The following is a 26,434-nucleotide window of genomic DNA, read 5'->3' on the forward strand; positions in this document are numbered from 1 at the left end:
AGCCGTGTGACCGGCGCTCAGACCCGGTCGCCCAGATTCCAGAGTGCCGTCCACTCGACGCCGAGCGAGCGGATCAGCCTGCGCAGCGTCGGAAGCGACATGCCGACGACGGTCGACGGGTCGCCGTCGATGCGCTCGATGAACGCGCCGCCGAGGCTGTCGATCGTGAACGCGCCGGCGACCTGCAGCGGCTCGCCGCTTGCGACGTACGCGTCGATCTCGGCATCCGTCATATCCGGGACGAATGAGACGGATGCCTGCGCCACAGCGCCGACCGCAGCTCGAACCTCGCCCCCGCGGTGGTCGATGACCCAGTGGCCGGAGTGCAGCACCCCGGTGCGGCCGCGCTGGCCGCGCCACCGCTGCGTCGCGATGTCGGCCCTGTGGGGCTTGCCGAAGATCGTGTCGCCGAGCTCGAAGGCGCTGTCGCAGCCGACGACGATGCCGTCGATGGGCGCACCGTCGATCTCGGTGCCGACCACCGCCTCGGCTTTCGCCCGCGCGAGCAACTGCACCATGTGGCCTGCCGCGAGTGCGCCGTGCTCTGACTCGGCTGCGGCGACGGCCGCCGGCTCGTCCACGTGCGACGGTGCGACGACCGGCTCGATGCCCGCGTTGCGCAGCAGCCAGAGCCGGGCGGGCGACGTCGACGCGAGGTAGAGGCGCATGGCCACACCCTATGGGGTGCCGCGCATCGTGTCCTCATAAGAGCCGACTGTTCTATACGCAGGTCTAGCGCGACCATTGGTACAACACAGTGACTCTCTTCAGCAGAGGCTGTCCAATCACTCGCCGAAAAGGGTATGCAGGGCGAGTGCCATTGGGGGAGTCGGGGCGATGTTCGGGTCATCGTCTTGACTCGAGGCTTCCGGTGGGGGTGGGTTCCCGCCCCCACCGCAAGCCTGGTGGTTCACCCTTTGATCTCGAGCCAGAGCGTCACGTCGCTCTCGTCATCGCCGTCCTCCGCGGCCTTCAGCCCGACGACCGTCACGGCGACATCCTCTGCGCGCGGCACCGTTCGCACGATCAGCGTGTCGGCGTCGGCGCCGTCGAGCGCGTCGGCGAGCCGAGTCAGCACGCTCTCGCGCCGCGCCGCGTCGAGCTCGTCGAGGCCGCCCTCGTCGAGCAGGCTGACCGCGGCGCCCCGCCGCCTGGCGGCCGTCACCACGCTGCGCACCTCGTCGTTGAGCAGCCCTCGCCCGCGGATCTCATCGCGCATCGTCGCCTCGAGGAGCAGGCATTCCGAGCGCTGCGCGTCGCTGAGCTCGCCGCCGGATCGCACGATCTCGGTGAGCAGGGGCTCCGCCATCGTGTAGGTGTGCTCGAGCCGGTGCTGGCGCTCGACGACGTGCGCGTCGTACGCGGCGCGCCACTCTGAGGCCTTGCGCTCCACCTCGGCGAACCGCTCGGCGTCCTCTGCGGTCTTGGTGACGGCGTACATCACGACGTTCGCGGCGACGACCCAGACGACCGAGCCGACCACGCCGAGATCGCCCAACGCGTCCAGGCCCGCCCACCAGATCGTGTACAGCGCCAGGAATCCGATGCCGACCCATGCCCACACGTCGCGCCCGCGCACCATCACGATCGTGAGCAGCGTGCCGACCGCCGCGACGTACCAGGTCGCGTAGCCGTTGTTCGCGTCGGGGGCGAGCTGCGAGGTGACGGCGAGCGGGATCGCGATCGAGACCGCGAGGTCGAAGGCCGCGATCCAGACGCGCAGCACGCGTGTGCGCGGCCGCAGCAGGCTGAGCGTGATCGCGGCGGCGAACGCCACGAGCGAGGCCACGGTCGGCCACGGCGACAGCGGGATGCCGAGCGCGGAGAGACCGAGCACGACGTGATAGACCGAGAACAGCACGGCCAGCGAGATGATGGCGACGCGCGAGAGGGCGATCATGACGGCCAGCTCAGAGTGATGGCCGTGCCGACGCCGGGCGCGGAGTCGACGCGCGCGACACCGCCGGCCATCTCGACGCGCTGGACGATCGAGTTCGCGAGCCCCAGCCGTCGCGGAGCCACCCGCGCGACATCGAAGCCGACGCCATCGTCGACGATCTCGATGCGCACGCCGGCCGTGTCGCCGGCGCCGATGCCGGAGAACGTCACCGACCGCGCGACGTCGGCCCCGCCCGCGTGCTGCGAGCTGTTCATCATCGCCTGCACCGTCGCGGCGGTGAGCGCCTCGGCGACGCTCTCGGGCAGCCGCGCAGCGAGCGGCCCGTCCGTGAGGAAGCGAGGTCGATGGGCGATGGACGCGGCGGCGCTGCGGATGCCGGCGACCAGCGCCCAGGCGTCCGTCAACTGCTCGGGCAGTGACGTCGGCACCGGCTTCGTCGATGACAGGTGACCCAGCGCGTCTTCGGCCATGCGTGCCGCGAGCTGCTTCGTCTCGGGGGTGCGGGCGCTCGCCGCCGCGAGCAGGGTGGTGAGGACGCTGTCATGCACGAGGGCGTCGACCTCGACGCGTTCGGCCTCGCCGAGGTGCTCGCGCACGCCGCGCTCGTAGCCGTCGAGTGCCGCGCGCTGCGCAGTGTCGACGGCGGCGGCGGCATTGCGCAGCAGCGAGGCGATGGTGAGGATGACCGCTCCGACGATCGCCGCGTAGATCGCGTCGAGCACGGCGATGTCCCACTCGCGCCCGTCGGAGACCCCGATGAGCACGATGCCGAACAGGGCGGGGGCGAGCACGACGTAGACGGCGGCCATCCAGGCGCGCAATCGCACGGCTGCATAGGCGGATGCGACGGTGCACAGCGTCCACAGCCAGGGCGTGCCGTCGACCTTCGAGCCGGCGACGGTGATCGGCCACAGGGCGACGACGATGAGATAGACGATCGCGAACACCGTGGTCGCGGCGCCGACGCCGCGCTGCGACACCGCGCCGACGACCGCCCACAGCAGGCAGACGCACAGGGCAGCCGCCTGCAGCCAGCCGAGCGGCTGCGGCAGTTCGCCCTGCTGGGTGATCAGAGTGGGGATCACGAGCACGCCGAACACGAGGCCGAACAGCACGATCGCACGCGAGACCATCGTCTCGATGCGCGCCTGCGTCAGCGGGTAGCGCGGCGCAGGCGGCAGCGCGCTGGGAAGCGGCTCAGCGCTGCTCATCGCCCGGTGCGTCGGGGGCGAGCCCCGGCAGGATGCCGTCTTCGACGGCGCGGCGCAGCAGATCGACCTTCGTGGGCGCCGGCCGGCCGACCTCGACGTATTTGACGCGGATGCGGTCGAGGTACTCGCGCGCCGTCGAGTGCGCGATGCCGAGCTCGGAGGCGACCGCCTTCAGCGGCAATCCCGACGCGTACAGGTGCAGCACGTCGCGCTCGCGCTGGCCGAGCTTCGCGCGTGCGAAGTCGTTGTCGGCGTCGATCGCGCTCGCCCACTCGAGGTTGTTGAGCACGCCGCCCTCGGCGACGGTGCGGATCGCGTCGATCACGGTCCCCGTGGGGGCCGACTTCGGGATGACCCCGGCCGCACCCGCCGCGAGAGCCTCGCGCACGGCCTGCACCCGGTCGGCGATCGAGTGCACGAGCACGGCGCTGCCGGCATCCTGCAGCCTCTTCACATTGTCTGTGACCGTCGACCCGTCGCCGAGCGAGAGGTCGAGCACGACCATGTCGGTCGGCGCGTCGGCGAGCAGAGGCACCAGAGCGTCGACGGTCGCCGCCTCGCCGGTCACCGTGAAGCCCGCGTCGCCGCAGGCGGCACGCAGGCCGAGGCGCACCGACTCGTGGTCGTCGACGATCGCGACAGTCACCATGACAGAAGCCTAGTGGCGGGCCTATCTGGTGAGCCGGGCGACCAGCTCGAGGTGGTGGGTGTTGGGGAACAGGTCGAAGGCCTCGAGCGAGCGGATGCCGTAGCCGGCCTCGCCGAGCAGCGCGGCGTCCCGCGCGAATGCGACAGGGTCGCACGCGACGTAGACGAGCTGTGCCGGTTCGGTGCGCACGAGCTCGTCGATGACGGCCTTCCCGGCGCCCGCGCGCGGCGGATCGAGCACGATCGTTGCGGCGCGCTGGCGGCCGCGCTCGACCGCGGTGGCATCGTCGGCGAGGTTCCTCACGAAGCGCTCGACGCGGGCAGTGATGGCGCGCGCGCCCACCCAGTCGGAGAGGTTGCGGGCTGCGAAGTCGGTCGCCGGCTCGTACGACTCGACGCTCGTGATGCGGGTCGCCTGACCGAAGCGGTCGCCGACCGCCGCGGCGAGCAGCCCGACGCCGCCGTAGAGGTCGAGGTTGGCGGCGCGCGGGTCGAACGCGTCGGCGTCGATCGCTCGCTGCACTGCCGCGGTCAGGGCGCGTGCCGCCTCGCGGTGCACCTGCCAGAAGCCGAGCGCGTCGAGCTCGAACCGGCGGTCGCCGACTGCCTCGACGATGGGCTTCAGGGGCGGGGTGCTGCCGTCGCGGGTCGTGACGACGGTGAGCGCGCGGCCGTTCGACGGGGCGATGAGATCGACGGATGCCGCATCGCTGAACCGCGTCGCGAGGGGAGCGATCTCGGCGATCGCCGCGGTTGCCAGCGGCAGTGAGCGCACCGGGATCACGGTGTGCGAGCGCGCCGCGTACGGGCCGACGATGCCGTCCGGGCCGACCTGCAGCCGCACGCGGGTACGCCAGCCGGTTCCGTTCGTCTCGTCGTCACCGGGCAGCGCCTGCACCTCGAGCTCGCCGGCGTCGATGCGGGCGAAGCGCGCGAGCGCGTCGGTCGCGACCTGGCGCTTCAGCTCGCGCTGGTGCGCGAGCGCGATGTGGCCGAACTCGGCCCCGCCGGCGCGGCCCTCTGGGTCTCGGTCGATGGATGCCTCGGCCCAGACGTGCGCCTGCCGGTGCGGGCTCGCCTCGAGCACCTCGAGGGTGTCGGCGCGCCAGAACGACTTCTTCGCGTCGGTGACCCGGGCGTGCACGCGCTCACCCGGGATCGCGTCGGCGACGAAGACGACGCGGCCCTCGTGCCGCGCGACCGTCACGCCGCCGTGGGCGACGCCGGTCACCTCGAGCTCGACCTCCGTACCGACGGCAGGGTCGATGGCTGCGGCGGGGCGCGGGGGGCGACGGGGCGGCTTGCGGGCAGGCATCCGTCAATCGTCGCATCCCCGAATGAGGGAATGCGCCAGACCGTCGTTGCGGAAGCGCGATGGCAGGCGTTCCAGCCGCCGGTGCGCGAATCAGTGCTGCGTGGCCGCGTCCGTGGTCGACAACGGAATCTCTTTGGTAGGAACAGTCCGAAGCGGCGTCGCCACGTGGCTATCTGCTCAACTTTGCGATGTCGTAACCGGTAGCTAGGTAGACATTCCCGTTCGAGTCACTGGCTATGCCGCCGAGTTGGAGCCCATAGGTGATGGCATCTTCGAACAGGGGCTGGTCGGAGAACAGCGGCAACAACCCGCTGGCAGACGCGCTTCCCGGCGTCGGGGCGGAGGAGTTGCCGTTCCCGGCCGCGACCGACAACGAGCCAGAGGGTGTCACCTCCTCGACGTGGTCCACGTCGGAGATGTACACGTCGCCGTTCGGATCCACTGCCACTGCCGACGGGAATTGGAGGCTGCTCTGCAGGGCAGGGCCGACTGACGGTTCGCCCTGAATACCGTTCCCGGCGACGATCGAGAGGACTCCCGAGGGGGTCACTTTGACGACGTAGTGCGCGTCGGCGATGAACACGTTGCCGGCGCCGTCCGTCCCGACGCCGGTCGGAAACTCAAGGGCCGTGCTGGTTGCCGGGCCGGGCGTGGGCTGCCCGTGAACGCCCCCGTACGAGTCGAGGTAGCCCGCCACAATTGTGAGGATCCCCGTCGCTCGGCTGACTTTCATGACGATGCCGTCGGCACTGTCTGAGATGAAGAGATTGCCCGACGGATCGACAGCGATCCCATTGGGTGACAGGTTGCTGTCAACTGCCGGCTCTCCGGGGAACGGCACACCGGCGGTGCCTCGACCCGCCACGATGGAGAGTTCGCCGGCCGGAGTGATCTTCTCGATGACACTGTTGCCGATGTCAGCGACGTAGATGTTTCCCGATGAATCCACCGCGAGGCTTCGCGGCCACCCCAGATCGCTGGCTGTCGCAGGCCCGGGCGTCGGCGAGCCGCCGTTTCCATTCCCCGCGACCACTGAGAGCTGCCCCGAGGGGCTGATCTTGTCGATGACTTCGTTCTTGGCGTCGGCAACATAGAGATTTCCCGATGAATCGACCGCGACGTCCGAAGGCTCCCCCAGCGAAGTGGCGAGTGCAGCCCCCGGGGTCTGAACGTTTGAATATCGGTTGCCTGCGATGGTGTGCAGAGCCCCATTTGCGGGGAGTTCTTGCACCTCGTCATCGGCAGACTCCGCAATGAGGAGGTCGCCCGCGGGGTCGACGGCCGAGCCCAACGAGTTGCCGATCGGTGCGCTTGGCGGGATGGACACCCCCAACTGATAGAGATCGGCCGTGATCGAGAGCGTCCCGTCGGGGGTTACCTCAGCGACGTCGCTCCCATAGGAATCGGCGATGTATAAGTCCCCGGCCGAGTCTGTGGACAGGTCGGTCGGATCGCCGATACTGCTGCTCGTCGCCGGACCCGGCGTCGGGTAGGCGCGGGAGAAGTTTCCAGCGAAGATCGAGATCGCCCCGTCGGGAGCGAGCCTCTTTATGTAGTCGTCTTCGCTGTCGCAGAAGTAGAGGTTGCCGGAAGGGTCGACGGCGAGGGCGCTCGTTCCTTGGTTCAGCACGATCGACAGCGCACCGGCGGCCGTGATCTTCTCGATGTTTGAGCTACCACTTGCATAGACGTCGCCATCGCTGTCGAGAGCGATCTTCTCGACCCCTTGGAGGTCGCTCTGATTAGCGAGGCCTGCGGTTGGTGCCCCCGAGATGCCATCGCCGGCGAGCACCGAGAGTGATCCTGTGGGCGTCACTTTCTCTATGTAGTCTTCGTCGGCGATGTAGAGATTCCCAGCTGAGTCCGTGGCCAGACCTGTCGGATTTTCCAGATCGCTGAACGTCGCGGAACCGGGAGTCGGAGTACCTGAGAAGCCGTCGCCGGCGAAAACGGACATCGTTCCGGACGGGGTCACCTTTTCGACGACGTGATTGCCGGTGTCCGCAATGAAGATGTTTCCTGCGGCGTCTTCGGCGACGGCGGTGGGCTCATCGAGGCTGCTCTCAAGTGCTGACCCAGAATGCGGGAACACTTGCGTGCCGGCCACGATCGAGAGCTTGGGTGCGGCCTTGAAGGGCTGACAGGTGTGGAGGCTTGCAACGTCGGGCGAGAGGACCGCCGTTCCTCCGACGAGGGTGACTGACGTCACCCCGAGGTCGAGAAGCTCCTGATATGTCTGATTCGGCACGCACCCGGGTTCGACCGTGAAGAGCGGAGCATGCTCGGCGCCAGCGATTGCGGATGTCGTGAGCCCATCCGGAAACTCCTCGCCCGAGACGAGGAACGCGTGCGTTGCGGCGCCGACGTCCCGCTTCGCGATAAGTTGAGAGGTGGAGTAGCGGTCGGCGCCTCCGAGTCGGGTCACGGTGGGCGAGCCGTTCAAAGCGACGAGTTCTGCCTGGATCCCCGCAGACACCGCTGACGTGCCGCCTGCGATGACAATATTCTGCACGCCACTGGCTAGTAGCTCATCCCGGGTTCCCTGGTCGAGGCTATCAAGAGCGCCGTTTACCAGCATGATCGGGGCGCCCTCGGCCGCCGCGTTCGCACCCGCGGAGAGGGCGTCGGGGTAATTCAGTCCGCTGGTGAGGTACGTGGTCGAAATCTTCGAAAAAACCGTATTGATAGCCTGCGACGTCCCGTAGCGATCCGCCCCTGCGAGGCGATCGACTGCGGCCGACGGAAGGAGTGCCTGCACTTCGGATTCGACGGCTGACGGGATGACGGCGGTTCCGCCGACCAGTTCGACCTTCGCGGGGTTCAGGGATTGCAGCTCAGCGGCCACGGCTGACGGCATCCCGGATCCCGGGATGAGGAGCAGAGGGCCACCGGTTTTGGCGGCTGCAGGACCAGCACTGAGCGCGTCAGGGAATTCCGTCCCATTCGCGAGGAAGACGATGGGCGCGCCGTGAGGGTAACCAGCCTGCGCGAGTGCCACCGCTGTCGCGTATCGATCGGCGCCGGAGACCCTCGACACGGCTATCGAGGAAGCAGGGGGCGCCGCTGATGCGGATGTTTCCGGGGTGGCAAGCATTGCCGCTGTTACGAGAAGGAGTGCGCACAACAGCACCGGCCCGCCTTCGAGGCGGACTTTCACCGACGATCCTGCCAGAGCCGACATAACCGGCACGTGCGATCTCTGGTCTTGTTCTGAGCGCCCGTCGGAGTGGGTGGCCTCATTGTCGCCCTTCGTCGGCGCGGACGTATCTCGCTCCGACCGTATAGGGCGGCACGGGCTACGAGCGGCCCCAGTCCGGGTGCCGCGGCTCCGCCGTCGCACGATCGCGCGAATGCACGCGAGACCGGGCCCTGTGACGATCGGGGTGCACGGCCGCCGTCGCACGCCGCTCACGGCTGCTGCCACGACCGCCAGTCGCCGCGCAGCGGGCGGCGCAGGCCGCGGGTCGAGCGCGACCAGGCCGACGGGCGCTCGGGGGCCACACGAGCGTCGGTCGCCTGCTGCTGCAGCGCGGCCGTGAGCACGGCCGTCGCGGCCGCGACCTCTTCGGGGCTGAGGCCGTGGGTGACGAAGCGCAGGTCGACGGGGGCCTGCTCGGGCTCTGCGGCGCGATGCCTCGGAGTCACAGCGGGATGTTCCCGTGCTTCTTCGGCGGCAGCGACGCGCGCTTGCTGCGCAGCGAGCGCAGCGCCTTGATGATCGCGGTGCGGGTCGCGGCCGGCTCGATGACCGAGTCGAGCGCGCCGCGCTCGGCGGCGAGGTACGGCGAGGCGACCTCGTAGGCGTAGTCGCTTGCGAGCTTCTGCCGAAGGGCCTGAACGTCTGTCGGCGGCGACCTGCAGCCGCACGCGGGTGCGCCAGCCGGTGCCGTTCGTCTCGTCGTCGCCGGGAAGCGACTGCACCTCAAGCTCGTCGGCCTCGATGCGGGCGAAGCGCGCGAGCGCGTCGGCCGCGACCTGGCGCTTCAGCTCGCGCTGGTGCGCGAGCGCGATGTGGCCGAACTCGGCGCCGCCGGCGCGGCCCTCGGGGTCGCGGTCGACGGATGCCTCGGCCCACACGTGCGTCTGCCGGTGCGGGCTCGCCGCGAGCACCTCGAGCGTGTCGGCGCGCCAGAACGACTTCTTCGCGTCGGTGACCCGGGCGTGCACGCGCTCATCCGGGATCGCGTCGGCGACGAAGACGACGCGGCCCTCGTGCCGCGCGACCATCACGCCGCCGTGGGCGACGCCGGTCACCTCGAGCTCGACCTCCGTGCCGACGGCAGGGTCGATGGCTGCGGCGGGGCGCTGGGGGCGACGGGGCGGCTTGCGGGCAGGCATCCGTCAATCGTCGTCCCATGCCCCTGCTGGAGGACCGCCCTAGCGGCTGTCGCAGCTGATTTTCGCGGTCCACCAGCTCGGCGCCTGCTGGACAGGGACGACCCCGGCCCCCGAGCTTTCACAGCTGCGGAGCGCCGCGGCGGACCGCTCGCTCCATAGCGCGCCGTCGGTGCGCTGCGTGCGAGCCGGAACGAACTGGGTGGCGACGACCACGAGGCAGATCAGCGTGAGGGCGATGGGGGCGGCGAGCTGCCTGCGTTGCCGGAGCACTGCGGCAAGCAGGGGGAACGTTGACAGCAGCATCACGCCGGGCACGTAGCCGTACCGGAGCGTGAGACCGCCGGCGCGCCACGTCGCGGCCGAGAACTGGTCGTACCGCAGCAGTGACGACGCCGGGTTGAAGTTGTAGCTGACCAGCCACACGGCCAGAGCGGCGGCGACCAGGACGATCGCTGCGACCCGCTGGTCGGCGGTGCCGAGCGCGATGACGGCCGCCGCCGCGCCGAATGCCGCCGCGAGCGCTGCGACCGGCAGCCAGAGCGCCGACACCATGACCTCGCCCGAGGTGTGCGCGTTGGAGAACGTCGCTCCGAGCACGGCGCTGTCGAGGAAACCGAGCGCGTTCGAGCGGAAGCTGAAGGCGACGTGCTTGTACTCGTCGCGGGGCGTGGTGAGGAAGGCAGGCAACTGGGCGAGCAGCCCGACGACAAGGCCGCCGCGCACGATCCACCTCAGGCGCTCGCGCCAGCGCCACAGCAGCAGGGGCAGCAGCAGCGCCACCTGAGGCTCGGTCAGCGCCGCGGCGCAGGCGATCGCCGCGAGCACGATCGCCGACCAGCGCGTGCGGGGGGAGTAGAGAAGGAGCCATGGGACGCCGCACATCACGACGGAGTGCACGTTCGCGGCCGTCCCCAGTACTTCGACGGGCGCGCACGCGATGAGGACCGGAAGGGCGGCGATGAGCGCGCGTGCCGGTCGCCACGGCACGACGTCGGCGGCGAGCAGGAAGATGAGGGCGCCTACGAGGCCGGCGACCACGCAGGATGCACCCGTCATGATTTCAGCGGCCCCGCTGATGGGCGCGGCGTGATCGGCGAATGCCGCGATCAGCCGCGGGGCGAACTGCAGATAGCCCTCATATGGCGCGAACAGGACCTGCCGAAGTCCGTGGATGTTCTGATCGGAGAAGAAATTCCGGCCGTCCTCCGCCCACATCACGCCGCGGTCGCGAGCAGGGATGCGCAGCCAGGCGAGCACCGTGATGACGATGAACAGCGCGGCGGCGAGCACCGCGTTCCACGGCCGCCGTCGCACGCCGCTCACGGCTGCTGCCACGACCGCCAGTCGCCGCGCAGCGGGCGGCGCAGGCCGCGGGTCGAGCGCGACCAGGCCGACGGGCGCTCGGGGGCCACACGAGCGTCGGCCGCCTGCTGCTGCAGCGCGGCCGTGAGCACGGCCGTCGCGGCCGCGACCTCTTCAGGGCTGAGGCCGTGGGTGACGAAGCGCAGGTCCACTGGGGCCTGCTCGGGCTCTGCGGCGCGATGCCTCGGAGTCACAGCGGGATGTTCCCGTGCTTCTTCGGCGGCAGCGACGCGCGCTTGCTGCGCAGCGAGCGCAGCGCCTTGATGATCGACGTGCGGGTCGCGGCCGGCTCGATGACCGAGTCGAGCGCGCCGCGCTCGGCGGCGAGGTACGGCGAGGCGACCTCGTAGGCGTAGTCGCTTGCGAGCTTCTGCCGAAGGGCCTGCACGTCTTCGCCGCGCTCGCGGGCATCCGAGATCTGCGAGCGGTACAGGATGTTGACCGCTCCCTGGCCGCCCATGACCGCGATCTCGGCCGTCGGCCAGGCGAGGTTGATGTCGGCGCCGAGCTGCTTCGAGCCCATCACGATGTACGCGCCGCCGTATGCCTTGCGCGTGATGATCGTGACGAGTGGAACCGTGGCCTCCGCATACGCGTAGAGCAGTTTGGCGCCGCGGCGGATGACGCCGGTCCACTCCTGGTCGGTGCCCGGAAGGTAGCCGGGAACGTCGACGAGGGTGACGATCGGGATCGAGAACGAGTCGCAGAAGCGCACGAATCGCGCGGCCTTCTCGCCGGCGTCGATGTTCAGCGTGCCGGCCATCGCGTTCGGCTGGTTCGCGATGATGCCGACGGAGCGGCCCTCGACACGGCCGAAGCCGATCACGATGTTCGGAGCGAACAGCGGCTGCACCTCGAGGAACTCGCCGTCGTCGACGATGTGCTCGATGACGCGGTTCACGTCGTACGGCTGGTTGGGGGAGTCGGGGATCAGCGTGTTGAGCTCGCGGTCGGCATCCGTGATCTCGAGCTCTGGTGTGATGTCGTAGACCGGCGCGTCCGTCAGGTTGTTGTCGGGCAGGTAGCCGAGCAGGGTGCGCGCATAGTCGAGCGCGTCGGCCTCGTCGGTCGCGAGGTAGTGGCTGACGCCCGAGAGCTTGTTGTGGGTGAGCGCGCCGCCGAGCTCCTCGAAGCCGACGTCCTCGCCGGTGACGGTCTTGATGACGTCGGGGCCGGTGACGAACATGTGGCTCGTCTTGTCGACCATGATCACGAAGTCGGTGAGGGCGGGGGAGTACACCGCGCCGCCGGCCGCCGGTCCGACGACGATGGAGATCTGCGGGATGACGCCGGAGGCAGCCGTGTTGCGGCGGAAGATCTCGGCGTACTTGCCGAGGGCGACGACGCCCTCCTGGATGCGGGCGCCGCCCGAGTCGAGGATGCCGATGAACGGCACGCCCGTCTTGAGGGCGTGGTCCATGATCTTGATGATCTTCTCGCCGGCGACCTCGCCGAGCGAGCCGCCGAAGGTCGTGAAGTCCTGGCTGAAGACCGCGACCTGACGGCCGCCCACCGCGCCGACGCCCGTGATGACCGCGTCACCCAGCGGGCGCTTGGCCTCGAGGCCGAAGCCCGTCGAGCGATGCCGCACGAACTCGTCGAACTCGACGAAGGTGCCGGGGTCGAGCAGGCCCAGGATGCGCTCGCGGGCGGTCAGCCGGCCCTTGGAGTGCTGCTTCTCGGCGCTGCCTTCCTCCTTCACCGTCACGGCCTGGTGGTAGCGGGCCTTGAGGTCGGCGATGCGGCCGGCGGTGGTCGCGAGATCGGGGGCGTCTTCGGTCACGCGTTTCACCCTACCTGCGAGGGTTGGCCGCATACCGTTGACGGTTTCCTACAAGAATGTGGGCGTGAGTCTTCCTGATCTGCCGCGCACCCGGTCCGTCGCGTCCCGGCTCGTTGTTGTGGAGCGTGCGGGGTCGACCAACCGCGAGCTGATCGAGCAGGCATCTGCTTCGCCGGCGGAATGGCCGCATCTTTCTGTGCTGCTGACCGACGAGCAGACGGCCGGTCGCGGCCGGCTCGGCCGGCAGTGGAGCGCTCCGCCCGGCAGCAGCCTCGCGATCTCGGTGCTGCTGCGCCCGGACGAGCTGCCCGGCAGCCTTCCGGTGGGCGCGTTCGGCTGGCTGCCGCTCCTTGCAGGCGTCGCGATGAAGCGGGCCATCACCGCGGCAGGCGCCGCGGGCGTCGAGCTCAAATGGCCGAACGACGTGCTGATCTCAGGCAAGAAGGTGTGCGGCATCCTGGCTGAGCTGCTGCCGGACGCCTCGGCCGTCGTCGTCGGCTCTGGCCTCAACCTCACCATCGGCGCCGACGAGCTTCCCGCCCCGACGGCGACGTCGCTGCGCCTCGCGGGGGTGGCGGAGCCGGACGCCGATGCGATCGTGGCCGCCTACCTCGATGAGCTGCGGGTGCTCATGTACGAGCTGGCGAACTCCGGGGGGGACGCGGATGGCTCAGGCATCCGCTCGCTCATCGAGCGCGAGTGCGCGACCGTCGGGCGCGAGGTGCGCATCGAGCTGCCCGATGGCACGATCCAGGTGGCGAAGGCGACCGGACTCGACGAGGGCGGACGTCTCATGGTGATAACGGATGCCGGACCCGCGGCGGTGGCGGCCGGAGACGTGACCCACCTGCGGTATTAATTGCACATGGCCCGACCGGTAGCCCCGCGCTCGGCGGCGGCCCCCGAGGCCGTCGCAGGCCCGCCTGAGCGGGTCGTGGCACGGTTGCGCCCGCATGCGCGCGCGCTGTTCTGGCCCGCCGTCGCGCTGGTTCTCGTGTGCGGCGGCTACGGGTATTTCGCCGAGCGGTTCGAGGCGAGCTGGGCGCGCTTCGCGGTGCTGATCGCCGCCGCGCTGCTCGTGCTGCTGCTGTTCCTGCTGCCTTACTTCTCGTGGCTGTCGCGGCGCTTCATCATCACGACGCGCCGCATCGTCGTGCGGCGCGGGTTCTTCACGCGGCGGCGGCAGGAGCTGCTGCACACGCGCGGTTACGAGGTGGAGCTGGGCCGTGGGCCGCTGCAGGCGATGTTCGGGTCGGGGAACCTGCGGATCACCGTCGCGGGGGAGACGGTGCTGGTGCTGCGAGACATCCCGCGTGCACGGACCGTGCAGGTGGCGCTGCACGACCTGATGGAGAACGCGGCGAGCCTGCAGGCGGCGCAGCGTCAGGTGATGCAGTCGCCGACGATCACGCGGCAGACGACGGTGTGGACGGGGCGCTAGTCAGCGTCGCCGACCACGGGGAGCGAACCGGTCGCGAAGCGGTCATGTGAGGCATCCGACTCGGACTCGTAGATCGCGGCGGTCGCTGCGCGGGCCTCGCGATCCTTGACCGCGGTCAAGCCATCCTTCCGGTAGTGGCCGTATACCCAGTAGCGGTACAGCACGAAGCGGAACACCATCGCGAGGACGGTTCCGATCAACGTTCCCGAGATGTTGTCGGCGAGTAGCGATGTGAAGCCCAGCAGGTAGTGCGAGACCCAGAGACAGAGGAGGTTGAGCCCGAGCCCGGCGAGCGAGATGGCCGTGAACTCGACAAACTCGAGCAGATAGTTCTGGCGCCGGTGCTCACGGAATGTCCAATAGCGATTGCCCACCCAGGTCACGATGGTCGCGACCGCCACGGAGACGATCTTCGCGCCGATCGGGCCCTGGAAGAAGTGGCCGTGGCCGGTCGCGCCGACGCGCATCAGGTTGAACACTCCTGCGTCGATGACGAAGCCCGCACCCCCGACGACGAGGAACTTCAGCGCGTCGCGGATGAACCGGTCGTACAGCGCGACGATGAGGTTCTTCACGAGGAGGTTTCCGATCTGTGCCGATATCGCGTGAACTGACGCGAGACGGTCACATGTTAGTCGCGCCGAGCCGGGCAATCCGTGAGGGCGGCGCCGATACGCTGGATCCATGAAGAGCACTGTCGGAGTTATCGGCGGCGGCCAGCTCGCCCGCATGATGATCCCGCCCGCCGTTTCGTTGGGCGTCATCATCAAGGTGCTCGAAGAGGCACCGGGGATGTCGGCCGAACTCGCTGCGACGGGCGTCGGCGACTACCACGACCTCGACACGGTGCTCTCTTTCGCGAAGACGGTCGACGTCATCACCTTCGATCACGAGCACGTCCCGCAGCACGTGCTGCATGCCCTCGTCGAGGCTGGTGTGCCCGTGCATCCGGGCCCCGACGCGCTGCTGTACGCGCAGGACAAGCTGTTGATGCGCCACAAGATCACCGAGCTCGGCCTGCCGTCGCCCGACTGGGCCGCAATCTCGAACGCCGACGAACTCGGCGCCTTCCTCGACGCCCACGGCGGCCGAGCGGTCGTGAAGACCGCGCGCGGCGGCTACGACGGCAAGGGTGTGCGCGTCGTCGACGACAAGAACGCGGCGGATGACTGGTTCACCGTGCTCGCCGAAGATGGCCGCGGCGGCTCGCTGATCGTCGAGGAGCTCGTCGACTTCGTCCGCGAGCTCGCGCAGCAGGTGGCCCGACGGCCGTCGGGCGAGATCGCCGCATATCCCGTGGTCGAGACCGTGCAGAAGGGCGGCGTGTGCGCCGAGGTGATCGCGCCGGCGCCGACCGCCACCGATGCCGCAACCGGCCTCGACGGGTCGGCGTCAACCGTCGCGGAGGTCGCCCGCGACATCGCCGTGCGCGTCGCCGAGGGCGTCGGCGTCACCGGAATGCTCGCCGTCGAGCTGTTCGAGACGCGCGACGGACGCGTGCTCGTCAATGAGCTCGCGATGCGCCCGCACAACAGCGGCCATTGGTCGATCGACGGAGCCGTCACGAGCCAGTTCGAGCAGCACTTGCGTGCCGTGCTGGACCTGCCACTCGGCTCGACGCGCCCGCGCGACGCATGGTCGGTCATGATCAATGTGCTCGGCGGCCCGGTCGGGCAGTTCATGCAGGACCGCTACCCCGCCGTTGCCGGGGAGTTCCCCGCCGCGAAGCTGCACAGCTATGCCAAGGAGTCGCGCCCCGGCCGCAAGGTCGGGCACGTCACGGTCTCGGGCGCGCGGCTCGACGATGTTCTGGCGGATGCCAGGGCAGCCGCCGCCTTCTTCGAGGACTGACCGCGGCGCAGGCAACCGCTGGTCAGCAGGGTGTGAGTTCTGCGACGGATTCGGTGAGTGCTGCGCTGCCGCCGATGACCGTCAGTTTGGACGGGTGCAGGTCGAGGATGTCTGTCAGTGTGTCGTCGGGGACGCAGGAGCCCTGGCTGAGGAACAGCGGCGCGCCGATCTGGCCTGCCCAGGATGACGCCGAGAGCGCATCGGGGAAGTTGGCGGCCGAGGCGAGCAGCACTGTCGAGGCTGAGGTGTACCCATCCATGTTGACGGCCTCTGCGGTCGCGAAGCGGTCGGCGCCGGCGAGTCGCGTTACGGTGCCGTAGCTTCCGAGCGCGGCGGCGAGAGCGGCGGAGATCGAGGCCGTGCCGCCAATGACGTCGATGTGGGTGGTGCCGAGCGCGGCGAGCTCGTCGGCGACCGAGGGGTCGAGCGTGCTCGCTCCGCCGTTGACGAGGATGATCGGGTCGCCGTGCGCTCCTGCCACGCCGCCGGCGGCGAGGGCGTCGGGGAAGTTCAAGCCGGATGCCACATAGACGGTGTCCGCTGAGGTGAAGCCTTCGTTTACGACGGCGATGGAGGTCGCGAAGCGGTCGTCGCCGGCGACACGCGTGATGGTCGCGGAGGGCGCCAGCGTCTGTAGCTGACCGACGACGCCGGGCTGGATCGCGGTGGTCCCGCCGATCACGACAATCTTCGACGGCGCGAGTTGAGACACCTGCGTAGCAACAGAGTCCGGGAGCACGCTCGGCGCGGTGAGGAGCACGGGTGCGTGATTCGCGGCAGCCGCGGGGCCGGCTGACAGCCCGTCGGGGTAGTTCATGCCGGATGCGATGAAGACTGTGCCGCCCTTGGCGCCGCCCAGCTGTCCGGCGATGGCGGACGAGGTCGCGAAGCGGTCGTCGCCGTAGACCCGGTTGACCTGCGGCAGCACCGTCCAGCCGAACCACTGGGTCACGGCGTCGGAGCCCGCGTCGGTTGCGGTGATTGCCCATTCGTAGTTGCCGCTGCTCGTGGGAACGCCCGTGAGCACGCCGCTCTGCGAGTCCAGTGTCACGCCGGGTGGCACCGCTCCGTCCGTGATGACAAAGGAGACCGGCGCGGGCCCGCGTGCGGTGAACTGCGCCAGGAACTGCTGCCCGACGGTGCCGGCGTCGCCGACGCTCGGCCCGGAGACGCTCAACGAGATCGGCTCCTGGATAGCGGTGATGGTCGTGGCGGCTTGATTCACGCAGTACACGATGTTGTTGTAGGGGTCGATGCTGGGGCCGCTCGCTTCGAGGGGATGCGAGGAAGCGCCGATCGGCCCGGCGCAGTTCACCGCGGCGTGTTCAGTGTACGTTCCGGGGTCGATCGGCCGCAGCTCGCCTGCGGAAAGGAATGCCTCCCCGGTCGCGGGGTCCACTGAGAGACCCGGCGTGGCGCTGCCGCCGGTACCGAGGAAGGGAACCATTGCAGTCAGGCGGCCCGACGCCTCGTCGAAGGAGTACACCTTGTCGGCGTTGTCGGCAGCGAACACCACACCGCGGGCCTCGTCGACGGCAAGGGCGCGCAGCGAGCTCGAGCCGACGGGTACGGGGATGGTTCCCGTGACCGAGAGCGACTTTTCGTCGATGACGGAGATCGATCCACTTCCCGCATTGGAGACGACTGCAGTGCCGGTGGTTCCGTCCACCGCGACAGCGATGGGATCGGTGCCCACGCTCACTGTGTTCACGTCACCGCTTGCCTCGTCGATGATCGAGACGGTGTTGTCGCTGCTGTTGGTGACGAAGACCAGGTTGGTGTAGCTGTCGACTGCGATTCCTGAGGGTCCGGCGCCGACCGGGATATACCCCAGCAGCGTGTAGTCGGCGTCGTCCATGACGGCGACGTCGTTCATCGTGGGGCGGGTAGCGAACGCGAGCCCGTCGCTCTGATCGAGGGCGATGTCGAGCGGTCCCTGATTGGCGTACTGCGTGCCGACTCGAATGACGTGAGGCATGACACCCGTGCTCGGATCGACCACCGTCACCGTGCCGGCGCCGTAGCCGGCTACCCATAGCTCGCCGGTGTAGTAGTCGAAGTCGCTCCCGACGGCAGGAGAAGCGTGGTCGCCCACGCCCTCGAACGTCGACCGCACTGTGTACGGGCCCGTCCCTGCGAGGGCGGCCTGTGAGACGCCGACAGAGAGGCCGGCCACGGCGAGCGCGGTCGCTGCGGCGAGTCCGAGAGCGCGCCGCAGTCGTGGTGCACGTGCGAGGCGCGGATGCGTGTTCATAGTCCCCCGTCTAGCTGCCGGTGTAGACCACATGAAAGCCGGTAGGGGGCGGGCAGTGCACTACCCCGTTTAGAGGGTCGGCGCCCAGAGGGTCGGCGAGCCGGCCGGGAAGTCGCGTGATAACCTCGCTGGCGACCGCGCGCGAGGCGCGCGAGGAAAGGCCACTCCGCTCAATGCCCCAGCGCGCACTTGTTGCCGGTGGTGCAGGTTTCGTTGGTTCGCATCTCTGCGACGAGCTTCTTCGTCGAGGCTACGAGGTCGTCGCAATCGACACTCTGCTCACCGGCGGTCGGACGAATGTCGACCATCTCGTCGACGAACCGAACTTCATCCTTCTGCACCACGACGCAGCCGACGCGCTGTCGGTCGAGGGGCACTTCGACCTCGTGCTGCACTTCGCGTCGCCGGCATCCCCGCCCTGGTACATGAAGTATCCGATCGAGACCCTGCACGCGGGCTCGATCGCGACCGAGGCGCTGCTGCGCGTCGCCGAGCGCGATAACGCGCGGTTCATCCTCGCCTCGACCAGTGAGGTCTACGGAGATCCCGCAGTGCACCCGCAGCCCGAGAGCTACTGGGGCAACGTGAACCCGAACGGCCCGCGCAGCGTCTACGACGAGGCGAAGCGGTACGCGGAGGCGCTGACTGCCGCGTTCCGCCGCAGCCACCGCGTGAACACCGGCATCGTGCGCATCTTCAACACCTACGGCCCGCGCATGGCGCTCGGCGACGGTCGCATGATCCCGGCGTTCGCCGCGGCCGCGCTGAAGAACGATCCCATCCCGCTGCACGGTGACGGCACACAGACGCGCTCGCTGACTTACGTCGGCGATCTCGTGCGCGGCGTGCTCGCCCTCGCCGACTCTGACCAGCCCGGCCCGATCAACATCGGCAACCCGCGTGAGCAGACGGTGCGCGAGATCGCAGAGGTGATCGTGAAGCTCGCCGGCAGCACGTCGGAGATCTCGTACCAGCCTCGCCCCGTCGACGACCCCGAGCGCCGTCGCCCCGACATCAGCCTCGCTCGCGAATTGCTCGACTGGGAGCCCGAGGTCGACTCCGAGACGGGGCTGGCAGAGACCGTCGAGTGGTTCAGGACCCACTCGAGAAGCGCCCACGACTCCAGGAGACCCGAATGAAGCTGTCCGTGCTGATGCCCGTGTACAACGAGCAGGCGACGCTGCGGAAGGTGCTCGACAATCTGTTCGCGATCGGGTGGCCCGATGGCGTCGAGGTCGAGTACGTGATCGTCGACGACGGCAGCAAGGACAGCACGCCCGGCATCCTCGACGCGATCACGGACTCCCGCGCCCTCGTGTTCCACCAGCCGTTCAACCAGGGCAAGGGCGCGGCGATCCGCAAGGCGGCGGAGCTCGCGACCGGCGAGTACATGATCATCTGCGATGCCGACGAGGAGTACCGCCCGCAGGAGATCCCGCTGCTGCTCGAGCCCGTGCTGTCGGGTGAGGCTGACCTGGTCTACGGAACCCGGGCGTTCTCGAGCCACACGTCGTTCTCGTACTGGTACGTGATCGGTAACAAGGGTGTGAACACCTTCACCAACATCCTGTTCAACTCCTACGTATCGGACGTCGAGACGTGCTTCAAGCTGATGCCGCTCGAGCTGTACCGCTCGCTCGACATCAAGGAGAAGGGCTTCGGTATGGAGGCCGAGGTCACGGCGAAACTGCTCTCGCGCGGCTACCGCCCGTACGAGGTGCCGATCTCGTACAAGGCGCGCACTCGCGAGGAGGGCAAGAAGATCACTGCGAAGGACGGCTTCGAGGCGCTCTGGATCCTCACGAAGCTGCGTGTCAAGGAAGGCTCTCGCCGTAGGCACCCCGAGATCGCCACCGCTGGTTAGCATGACCGACATGCCACTGATGCAGGGCGCGGCCGAGGTCGCGATCATTATGGGCTCCGACAGCGACTGGCCGACGATGAAGTCCGCGGCGGATTCGCTCGACCGATTCGGCATCGGTTATGAGGTCGAGGTCGTCTCGGCTCACCGCACGCCGGACAAGATGATCGCCTTCGGGAAGGCGGCGGCCGGTCGAGGTATCCGCGTCATCATCGCGGGCGCAGGTGGCGCTGCCCACCTGCCCGGCATGGTGGCTTCCGTCACGACCTTGCCGGTCGTGGGGGTGCCCGTTCAGCTTGCGCGCCTCGAGGGACTCGACTCGCTGCTGTCGATCGTGCAGATGCCCGCGGGCATCCCGGTCGCGACGATGGCGATCAACGGTGCGTCCAACGCGGGCCTGTTCGCTGCGCGCATCCTCGCGTCGGGTAACGCGGAGCTCTCCGCACAGGTCGCCGCGTACGCGCAGGAGCTCGAGGCTCTCGTCGAGCAGAAGAACCAGGCGCTGATCGCCGGTCTGTGAACGTGGCTCGCGACGCACAACCGCACGCATGGAGCGATACGTGATCGGCCCACTCGCGCGCATGCGAACGGCTGTCGCTCGCGTGCTGGCGAGGATCGGACGGCGTGGTGAGGGGCCGGGCCGGGACTTCGACGGATCGGCGTCCTACTGGGAGAGCCGATACAACAGCGGCGGGGATTCCGGGGCAGGAAGCTACGGCGTCGTCGCAGAGTTCAAGGCGCAGGTGCTCAACGACCTGATCGCAGAGCAGGGCCTCCAGCGGGTGATCGAGTTCGGCTGCGGCGACGGGAACCAGCTCGGGATGCTCGCGGTGAAGGACTATGTCGGCCTCGACGTCTCACCGACCGTCATCGCCGCGTGCAGACAGCGCTACGCGACCGACAGGTCGAAGTCCTTCATCCTCATCGAGGGCGGGAACATCCCCATCGGCCTGCCGCCTGCAGATCTCGCGCTCAGCCTTGATGTCGTCTACCACCTGGTCGAGGATGAGGTCTACGCGGCGTACATGAGCGCCCTCTTCGATCACTCTCGCCGATTCGTCGTCGTGTTCGCGCCGAATGAGAACCGGACGGACCTGCCCCTGCACATGCGCTATCGGCGCTTCACCGATTGGGTGGACGCAGGTAAGCCGGACTGGCGCCTCGCGCGGACGATCGACAATCCGCACAAACAGTTCCCGTTGACCCTTGCGGACTTCTATGTGTTCGAGCGTCGCCCCGGTCGCAGCTGACGCCCCGGGTTGTGGCCGGCGTCGACGCTTCCGCGGTCGCGACGCGCCCGCTCTCACCAACTGAGCTTGACTACGTCCGCCCCGGTGGTCAGGTACAGCTCGCCCGTCGGGCCTAGCGCGACTGATTCCGGGTTGAGGCTGCTGTTGAGGGCGCGTCCCGGCGCTGGGTTGCCCCATGAGCCGGTTCCCGCGATCGCAGTGATCGTGCCGGACGCGGTGCGCTCTTCGACGACCGGGTAGCCGCCGTCGGCGATGAAGATGTCGCCCGCACGGTCGACCGCCACATCGAGGGGGAAGAAGTCGGTCGTCGAGCCTGCGCGTGAACCGGCGACGTCGCGTGAGCTGACCGCGATGGAAAGGACGCCTGACGGTGAGACCTTCTCCACGGCGCTGCTGCTCGCGTCAGCGATATAGAGGGTTCCGGAGGAATCGAGAGCCATGCCCCACGGCGAGCCGAGGGGGCTGCTCGCCGCTGGCCCGGGGATGGGGGCTCCGTTCGATCCGTTGCCCGCGAACACCGAGAGCATGTCGAGAGGAGTGATCTTGAGAATCTGCGCCCCGTCGTTCGCATACACGTTCCCGGCTGCGTCGACGGCTACGTCCAGCGGTCCGACGAGCGCGCTGTTCGTCGCGGGGCCCGGGGTCGCGGTGCCGAAACTCTCGTCGCCGGCGATAACGGACATCTGCCCGGCCGGGGTGACCTTTTCGATGAGCGCGTTGTGCGTGTCGGCGATGTACAGATTGCCGGCGCCGTCGACGGCGACGCCCTGCGGGTTGAACAGTTGCGCGGCCTTGGCGGGGCCGGGCGTCCGCGGATCGCGAGCGCCCCCGCCCGCAACGATCGACAGTGTGCCGGACGCATCGACCTTCTCGATTACCGAGTTGGTCGCGTCGGCGATGTAGTAGGCGCCGGCGGAGTCAGTGGCGAGCCCCAGAGTGCCGAAGACGCCCATGCCCAGAGGGCTCTGATCTGCGGGGCCCGGTTTCGGCTCGCCGGCGGCGAGGCTTGAGAGGAGTGCGAGCGTGCCGCTCGCAGTGACTTCTTCGAGGACGCCGTCGTCGGCGAAGAAGAGGTTCCCCGACGTGTCGACAGAGAACGCCTGCGGGTAGGTGATGGGGCTCGCTGCTGCGGGGCCCGGGACCGGGTCGCCGTAGCTTCCGGTACCCGCGATGATCGACAGCTGGCCGGAGGGACTGATCTTCTCGAGGTAGTTGTCGCCGTCGCGGGTGTCCCCGATGAACACGTTGCCGACAGAGTCGACCGCCACGCCGGACAGCTCCCCGAGGCCGGTCGCCGTGGCTGATCCCGCCCGGGGGACATCTGCGCTGCCGTCGCCCGCGACGATCGAAAGGACACCGGAGGCCGTCACCTTCGCGACGCGCTTGTCGTCGAAGTTGTCGATGAACAGATCGCCTGCTGAATCCACCGCGACGGCCGAGGGGCTCAGGTCGCTGTCGAGTGCAGGCCCTGGTGACAGCGCGCCCCAGCTTCCGTCGCCGGCGACGATGGAGAGGCTCCCGCTCGGCGTGATCCTGTCCACTGTGTCGTTGCTGGCGTCGATGAAGAAGATGTCGCCGGCCGAATCGACCACCAGGTCGTCGGCGTTCATCGGAGTCGCCATCGCGGGGCCGGGCACCGATGCCCCGTACGTGCCGTCGCCTGCGACGTACGAGAGCGTGCCGGCAGTCGTAATCTTGACGATCCTGCTCTGGGTGCACAGATAGAGATCACCCGCGCCGTCGACGGCCAGGCTCGTTGGCGAGCCGAGTCCGCTGTCGATGGCCGCACCGGGTGTCGGGTCGTCGGTGGTTCCGTTTCCGGCCACGAAGCTGAGCTGGCCCGTCGGCGTGATCTTTTCGATTCGCAGGGCTGTGGCGTCGAGCACATAGACGTTGCCTGCGTGATCGGTAGCGGTGTCCACCGCGTCGATGGAGCTCTCGGTCGAAGGCCCGGGGTGCGGCGCCCGTGCGACCCCGGCAACGATCGAGAGCTCGGGGTCGCACTTGCGCAGGTTGTCGACGCTCGAGCTGAGGGCCGCGGTGCCGCCGATCAGGGTCGCGTGGGTGACGCCGAGAGCGGTGAGGTCGGCGTAGCTGTCGTAGGGCACGCACCCCGGCTGCACGGTGAGCAGCGGCGCGTGCAGCGCGCCGGCCACAGCGGATCCGGCGAGCGCGTCGGGGAACTCGGTGCCGGCCGCCAGGTAGACCTTGGTCGCCGAGGTGAAGGAGTGCGCACCGATCAACGCCGAGGTCTCATAGCGGTCCGCGCCGCCGAGGCGGGTGACGTGGGCCGCGCCGAGGAGCGAATCCAACTGACCCTCGATCGCGGCCGAGATCGAGACCGGCCCGCCCGCGATGACGACGTCGGTCACGCCGAGCTGCGCGAATTCGGCGAGGGTGTCAGAGTCGAGGGTGGTGGCGGAACCGTTGATCAGGATGACCGGGTCTGCCTGCGAACCGGCGGCGGCCGCGGCAGATAGCGCGTCGGGGTAGTTGGCGCCCGTGGCGAGGTACGCAGTGTGGGCGGTGGTGAAGACGTTCCCGACGACGGCGCGGCTGGTCGCGTAGCGGTCGGCGCCCGCGAGTCGGTTGACGGTCGCGCCCGGCACGGCCGCCTGGATCAGCTGGAACAGCGGGTCCGGAATGGCCGCAGTCCCGCCGATGATGTCGATCGTGCCCGGGTTGAGGTGTTTGAGCTCTGCGACGACCTCATCGGGCAGCCCGCCAGGCGGAGTCAGCAGCAGGGGGCCGCCGAGCTTCGCCGCCGCGGGCCCGGCGCCGAGCGCGTCGGGGAAGTTGGTCCCAGCGGCGATGAACACGACAGGCGCCGTGTTCGGGTAGCCGTCCTGCGCGACAGCGACGGCGGTCGCGTACCGGTCTGCTCCAGACACGCGCGAGGTCGTGATCGAACCGCTTGTCGCTGCTGCGGGCGCCACGGTCGCTGCGGTCAGCAGAGCGACTGCGAGTGCGGATACTGCCAGAACGGATGCCGGGACGCGAAGGTTCACGCCATCAGTCAAGCAACGTCGGCATATAGTGAGAAAGAGTCAACTAACCCCCAATGCGGGTGTCCGGTCGTCCCCTCACAGCTCCGCGTGCAACTGCCACACCCGGGAACCCGAGTCGCGCCAACTGAACGCCTTGGCCCTGTCGCGGCCGAGCACCGCGAGGGATGAGCGGTCTGCGTCACCGACGATCAGCGCATCCACGGCAGCCGCGAGTCGTTCGGCATAGCTCGAGCCTGCGTCGTGACGCACGACCTGGCAGCCGGCACCGCTAGCCAGCTCGACGAGCGCGGGGGCATCGGAGTGCACAAGAGGGGTTCCGAACGCCAGCGCCTCGAGCGCCATCAGGCCGAAGCCCTCTGCATAGCTCGGCGCGACAAAGGCCTCGGCCCTCGACAGCAGCAGCGCGAGGTCGGAGTCACTGACGGCGCCGAGCGGGCGCACCCGTCCTTCCGGAAGGCCGGCGAGCATCGCGGTCTCGGTGATGCGGTGCCCACGCCACTCGTCGGCGCCCACGATGAGCAGTGGCAGTTCGTGGAAATCCGGCAGCGCGGCCGCCTGGATCAGCTCTCCAACTCCGGTGCGGGGGTCCATCGAACCGGCAGCCAGCACGAATCGCTCAGGGAGCCGCAACCAACTGGCCCGCACTTCCGGGTCGTCGGGCAGCACGATCCCCGGACTCGTCGCGCCGGGAATGACGCGAACGCGCTCGCCGAGGTCGACCCGCTCCGCTAGTTCGGCGGCGACGGCGTGCGAAGGGACGACCACCGCGTCGGCGTGCTTCGCCGCTCGATGCGCCATGCGCCGTGCCCACGCGGCGGACGAGTGACCGAGTGAGGCAGGATGAGTCCACGCGAGGGTGTCGTGAACGGTCACGACGATTTGCCGCGCGGCCGAGCGATCGGTGTGAACGAGCGGCGCGAACAGGCTCGGCGCATGCAGGATGCCGGTCCCGGCAGCGACGCTCACGCCGTTCGCCCACGCGGTGGCGAGCGCAGCATGCGACAGCTTCGCGACCGTCGTGCGTGTCGCGCCGGGGAACTGAGCGGCGAGCTCGGCGAGCTCGCCACGGCCTCGTCGCGACAGGATCAGCTCGACATCGCAGGCAGGGGGCGCCGTCGCGATCAGAGCACGCGTCAGCTCACCCGCGTAGCGGGTGAGACCGTTCATTGCAGGCTGCACCGAGGTGCGCGAGGCCGCATCGTCGGCGATCGCGCGCAGGGTCGTCATGGTGTGGAGAGGCTATCGAAGATCAGCCGCGGCTCGTGAAGCGCGCGCGCACCGCAAGGGCGACTCTCAGCCCGGCGCGCAGCGGCCAGAGATACGGCGCGGAGTACTTCCGCGACAGGTAGAGGTACGCGCTGCGATGATGCTCCGCCCGCATGGAGGCCGCAGACCCCGAGGTGGAATGGGCACCAGAATGCGTGACCACTGCGCCAGGCACGTACAGGTTGCGCCACCCCGCAGCGGACAGCCGCGCCCCGAGATCGACGTCTTCGAAGTACATGAAATACGAGTCGTCGAAGCCGCCGATGGAGTCGAACGCCGAGCGGCGCACCAAGAAGCACGAACCGCTCAGCCAGCCGGACTCGCGCCAGACATCCGTCGTCACCCTGTTCTCGCCGCGATACCGGCGGGTCCATGGGTTCGCCGTCCATGCGTTCGCGAACAGTGCGTGCCCGATGCCGGTGCGCAACGACGGCAGCTCGCGTGCGGACGGGTAGACCTCGCCCGTGGTCTCGAGGATGCGCGGGCCGAGCTCGCCTGCCGTGGGTTCCGCGCGACCGGCGTCCAGCAGCGACTCGAGCGCGTGCGACTCAAGGGTGACGTCGGGATTCGTCACGAGGACCCACTCGATGGCGGGGTCAAGGGCGCGGACGCCCGCGTTCACGCCGCCGCCGTAGCCGAGATTGGCGCCGGGGTCGACGTGCATGAGGCCGGCGAACTCAGGAAGGTCGAGGGTGTCGTCGACCGCGTTGTTCACAATGACGGTCTGCGCGGGCAGCACGCTTCCGGCCGCGATCGACTCGACCAGTTCGCGCAGTGCGACCTGCGAGTGGTAACTCACCGAGATGACGGCCAACGTGGGATCCACGACGTGGCCGGGACTCTCGCCACCTGCCACTTTCGTCCTCTCCGCCTGCACTGGCACAGTCTATGGGTGGTCGATCCATGGACCGTTGAGCACTCTGCTAGACGCTCGTGCAATAAGGTC

22 protein-coding genes and 2 pseudogenes are annotated in these 26,434 nt (G+C 68.9%); 7 read left to right on the forward strand and 17 right to left on the reverse strand.

The annotated features are described in order from the left end of the window. Positions 1-17: 17 nt before the first annotated feature. The 12 genes and pseudogenes from D7I44_RS12440 to D7I44_RS12495 all read right to left on the reverse strand — a co-directional run bounded on the left by D7I44_RS12440 (position 18) and on the right by D7I44_RS12495 (position 12,590). Positions 18-668 (reverse strand): Maf family protein, encoded by a 651-nt coding sequence (locus tag D7I44_RS12440; RefSeq protein WP_181445566.1) that lies wholly within the window; start codon positions 666-668, stop codon positions 18-20. A 242-nt stretch (positions 669-910) separates the two neighbouring features. Then, a complete protein-coding gene (locus D7I44_RS12445; protein WP_120789787.1) occupies positions 911-1,900 on the reverse strand; it encodes a hypothetical protein in 990 nt (329 codons plus the stop codon). Then, complete coding sequence (locus D7I44_RS12450) at positions 1,897-3,111, reverse strand: sensor histidine kinase (RefSeq protein ID WP_120789788.1); 1,215 nt, start codon at positions 3,109-3,111, stop codon at positions 1,897-1,899. Before D7I44_RS12450 ends, D7I44_RS12445 begins: the two co-directional genes overlap by 4 nt. Beyond that, positions 3,098-3,760 (reverse strand): response regulator transcription factor, encoded by a 663-nt coding sequence (locus tag D7I44_RS12455; protein ID WP_120789789.1) that lies wholly within the window; start codon positions 3,758-3,760, stop codon positions 3,098-3,100. The genes D7I44_RS12450 and D7I44_RS12455 overlap by 14 nt, the downstream gene beginning before the upstream one ends. Before the next feature lie 21 nt (positions 3,761-3,781). Beyond that, positions 3,782-5,074, reverse strand: a complete 1,293-nt coding sequence (locus tag D7I44_RS12460; RefSeq protein ID WP_120789790.1) for a class I SAM-dependent RNA methyltransferase — start codon at positions 5,072-5,074, stop codon at positions 3,782-3,784. 169 nt (positions 5,075-5,243) lie between these two features. Then, a complete protein-coding gene (locus tag D7I44_RS12465) occupies positions 5,244-8,255 on the reverse strand; it encodes a cell wall-binding repeat-containing protein (protein ID WP_120789791.1) in 3,012 nt (1,003 codons plus the stop codon). Positions 8,256-8,482: 227 nt separating this feature from the next. Then, positions 8,483-8,719 carry an acyl-CoA carboxylase epsilon subunit gene (locus D7I44_RS12470; RefSeq protein ID WP_120790942.1) on the reverse strand — a complete coding sequence of 79 codons (237 nt, stop codon included), beginning with the start codon at positions 8,717-8,719 and terminating at the stop codon, positions 8,483-8,485. Beyond that, positions 8,716-8,916: pseudogene (locus tag D7I44_RS12475) on the reverse strand (carboxyl transferase domain-containing protein); the annotation flags it as partial. The pseudogene D7I44_RS12475 and the gene D7I44_RS12470, both read right to left, overlap by 4 nt. A gap of 99 nt (positions 8,917-9,015) precedes the next feature. Then, positions 9,016-9,301 (reverse strand): annotated as a pseudogene (locus D7I44_RS18760) (TRAM domain-containing protein); the annotation flags it as partial. Positions 9,302-9,451: 150 nt separating this feature from the next. Beyond that, the gene (locus D7I44_RS12485; RefSeq protein ID WP_120789792.1) at positions 9,452-10,747 is read right to left on the reverse strand and encodes a hypothetical protein; all 1,296 of its coding nucleotides are present in this window, start codon (positions 10,745-10,747) and stop codon (positions 9,452-9,454) included. Next, positions 10,732-10,968 (reverse strand): acyl-CoA carboxylase epsilon subunit, encoded by a 237-nt coding sequence (locus D7I44_RS12490; protein WP_120789793.1) that lies wholly within the window; start codon positions 10,966-10,968, stop codon positions 10,732-10,734. The genes D7I44_RS12485 and D7I44_RS12490 overlap by 16 nt, the downstream gene beginning before the upstream one ends. Continuing rightward, positions 10,965-12,590, reverse strand: coding sequence for an acyl-CoA carboxylase subunit beta (locus tag D7I44_RS12495; RefSeq protein ID WP_120789794.1), 1,626 nt, complete (start codon positions 12,588-12,590; stop codon positions 10,965-10,967). The genes D7I44_RS12490 and D7I44_RS12495 overlap by 4 nt, the downstream gene beginning before the upstream one ends. 31 nt (positions 12,591-12,621) lie before the next feature. Here D7I44_RS12495 and D7I44_RS12500 point away from each other — a divergent pair, with 31 nt between their 5' ends. Further along, complete coding sequence (locus D7I44_RS12500) at positions 12,622-13,416, forward strand: biotin--[acetyl-CoA-carboxylase] ligase (RefSeq protein ID WP_245979590.1); 795 nt, start codon at positions 12,622-12,624, stop codon at positions 13,414-13,416. Between the two features lie 6 nt (positions 13,417-13,422). After that, positions 13,423-13,998, forward strand: a complete 576-nt coding sequence (locus D7I44_RS12505) for a PH domain-containing protein (protein WP_120789796.1) — start codon at positions 13,423-13,425, stop codon at positions 13,996-13,998. Here the strand turns inward: D7I44_RS12505 and D7I44_RS12510 are convergent. Next, positions 13,995-14,573, reverse strand: coding sequence for a GtrA family protein (locus D7I44_RS12510; protein ID WP_162940258.1), 579 nt, complete (start codon positions 14,571-14,573; stop codon positions 13,995-13,997). The genes D7I44_RS12505 and D7I44_RS12510 overlap by 4 nt on opposite strands. Before the next feature lie 109 nt (positions 14,574-14,682). Here D7I44_RS12510 and D7I44_RS12515 point away from each other — a divergent pair, with 109 nt between their 5' ends. Further along, complete coding sequence (locus D7I44_RS12515; protein ID WP_120789797.1) at positions 14,683-15,849, forward strand: 5-(carboxyamino)imidazole ribonucleotide synthase; 1,167 nt, start codon at positions 14,683-14,685, stop codon at positions 15,847-15,849. A 22-nt stretch (positions 15,850-15,871) separates the two neighbouring features. On the opposite strand, the gene D7I44_RS12520 is transcribed toward D7I44_RS12515, so the two are convergent. Next, positions 15,872-18,103 carry a cell wall-binding repeat-containing protein gene (locus tag D7I44_RS12520; RefSeq protein WP_162940259.1) on the reverse strand — a complete coding sequence of 744 codons (2,232 nt, stop codon included), beginning with the start codon at positions 18,101-18,103 and terminating at the stop codon, positions 15,872-15,874. A 173-nt stretch (positions 18,104-18,276) separates the two neighbouring features. Between D7I44_RS12520 and D7I44_RS12525 the strand changes: the two genes are divergently transcribed. From D7I44_RS12525 to D7I44_RS12540, 4 genes are all read left to right on the forward strand, one after another. Continuing rightward, on the forward strand, positions 18,277-19,242 hold the full coding sequence (locus D7I44_RS12525) for a UDP-glucuronic acid decarboxylase family protein (protein ID WP_120789799.1): 966 nt from the start codon (positions 18,277-18,279) through the stop codon (positions 19,240-19,242). After that, positions 19,239-19,967: a glycosyltransferase family 2 protein gene (locus D7I44_RS12530; RefSeq protein WP_120789800.1), complete on the forward strand. Its 729-nt coding sequence runs from the start codon at positions 19,239-19,241 to the stop codon at positions 19,965-19,967. Before D7I44_RS12525 ends, D7I44_RS12530 begins: the two co-directional genes overlap by 4 nt. A 10-nt stretch (positions 19,968-19,977) precedes the next feature. Continuing rightward, entirely contained in the window at positions 19,978-20,484 is a 507-nt protein-coding gene (gene purE / locus D7I44_RS12535; protein ID WP_245979592.1) for a 5-(carboxyamino)imidazole ribonucleotide mutase, read from the forward strand. 61 nt (positions 20,485-20,545) lie between these two features. Then, positions 20,546-21,214, forward strand: a complete 669-nt coding sequence (locus D7I44_RS12540) for a class I SAM-dependent methyltransferase (RefSeq protein WP_162940260.1) — start codon at positions 20,546-20,548, stop codon at positions 21,212-21,214. 53 nt (positions 21,215-21,267) lie between these two features. Here D7I44_RS12540 and D7I44_RS12545 read toward each other — a convergent pair whose 3' ends face one another. The 3 genes from D7I44_RS12545 to D7I44_RS12555 all read right to left on the reverse strand — a co-directional run bounded on the left by D7I44_RS12545 (position 21,268) and on the right by D7I44_RS12555 (position 26,365). Continuing rightward, positions 21,268-24,222, reverse strand: coding sequence for a cell wall-binding repeat-containing protein (locus D7I44_RS12545; protein ID WP_162940261.1), 2,955 nt, complete (start codon positions 24,220-24,222; stop codon positions 21,268-21,270). A 75-nt stretch (positions 24,223-24,297) separates the two neighbouring features. Next, complete coding sequence (locus D7I44_RS12550; RefSeq protein ID WP_245979596.1) at positions 24,298-25,449, reverse strand: glycosyltransferase family 4 protein; 1,152 nt, start codon at positions 25,447-25,449, stop codon at positions 24,298-24,300. Between the two features lie 22 nt (positions 25,450-25,471). Next, on the reverse strand, positions 25,472-26,365 hold the full coding sequence (locus tag D7I44_RS12555; protein ID WP_245979598.1) for a glycosyltransferase family 2 protein: 894 nt from the start codon (positions 26,363-26,365) through the stop codon (positions 25,472-25,474). Positions 26,366-26,434: the final 69 nt, after the last annotated feature.

The sequence above is a fragment of the Gryllotalpicola protaetiae genome (assembly GCF_003627055.1).
GTDB lineage: Bacteria > Actinomycetota > Actinomycetes > Actinomycetales > Microbacteriaceae > Gryllotalpicola > Gryllotalpicola protaetiae.

Coding starts and splice junctions, on each gene's coding strand:
- D7I44_RS12440 (WP_181445566.1), bottom strand. CDS start 668: ATGCGCCTCTACCTCGCGTCGACGTCGCCCGCCCGGCTCTGGCTGCTG.
- D7I44_RS12445 (WP_120789787.1), bottom strand. CDS start 1,900: ATGATCGCCCTCTCGCGCGTCGCCATCATCTCGCTGGCCGTGCTGTTC.
- D7I44_RS12450 (WP_120789788.1), bottom strand. CDS start 3,111: ATGAGCAGCGCTGAGCCGCTTCCCAGCGCGCTGCCGCCTGCGCCGCGC.
- D7I44_RS12455 (WP_120789789.1), bottom strand. CDS start 3,760: ATGGTGACTGTCGCGATCGTCGACGACCACGAGTCGGTGCGCCTCGGC.
- D7I44_RS12460 (WP_120789790.1), bottom strand. CDS start 5,074: ATGCCTGCCCGCAAGCCGCCCCGTCGCCCCCCGCGCCCCGCCGCAGCC.
- D7I44_RS12465 (WP_120789791.1), bottom strand. CDS start 8,255: ATGTCGGCTCTGGCAGGATCGTCGGTGAAAGTCCGCCTCGAAGGCGGG.
- D7I44_RS12495 (WP_120789794.1), bottom strand. CDS start 12,590: ATGCGGCCAACCCTCGCAGGTAGGGTGAAACGCGTGACCGAAGACGCC.
- D7I44_RS12505 (WP_120789796.1), top strand. CDS start 13,423: ATGGCCCGACCGGTAGCCCCGCGCTCGGCGGCGGCCCCCGAGGCCGTC.
- D7I44_RS12515 (WP_120789797.1), top strand. CDS start 14,683: ATGAAGAGCACTGTCGGAGTTATCGGCGGCGGCCAGCTCGCCCGCATG.
- D7I44_RS12520 (WP_162940259.1), bottom strand. CDS start 18,103: ATGAACACGCATCCGCGCCTCGCACGTGCACCACGACTGCGGCGCGCT.
- D7I44_RS12525 (WP_120789799.1), top strand. CDS start 18,277: ATGCCCCAGCGCGCACTTGTTGCCGGTGGTGCAGGTTTCGTTGGTTCG.
- D7I44_RS12530 (WP_120789800.1), top strand. CDS start 19,239: ATGAAGCTGTCCGTGCTGATGCCCGTGTACAACGAGCAGGCGACGCTG.
- purE (WP_245979592.1), top strand. CDS start 19,978: ATGCCACTGATGCAGGGCGCGGCCGAGGTCGCGATCATTATGGGCTCC.
- D7I44_RS12540 (WP_162940260.1), top strand. CDS start 20,546: ATGCGAACGGCTGTCGCTCGCGTGCTGGCGAGGATCGGACGGCGTGGT.
- D7I44_RS12550 (WP_245979596.1), bottom strand. CDS start 25,449: ATGACGACCCTGCGCGCGATCGCCGACGATGCGGCCTCGCGCACCTCG.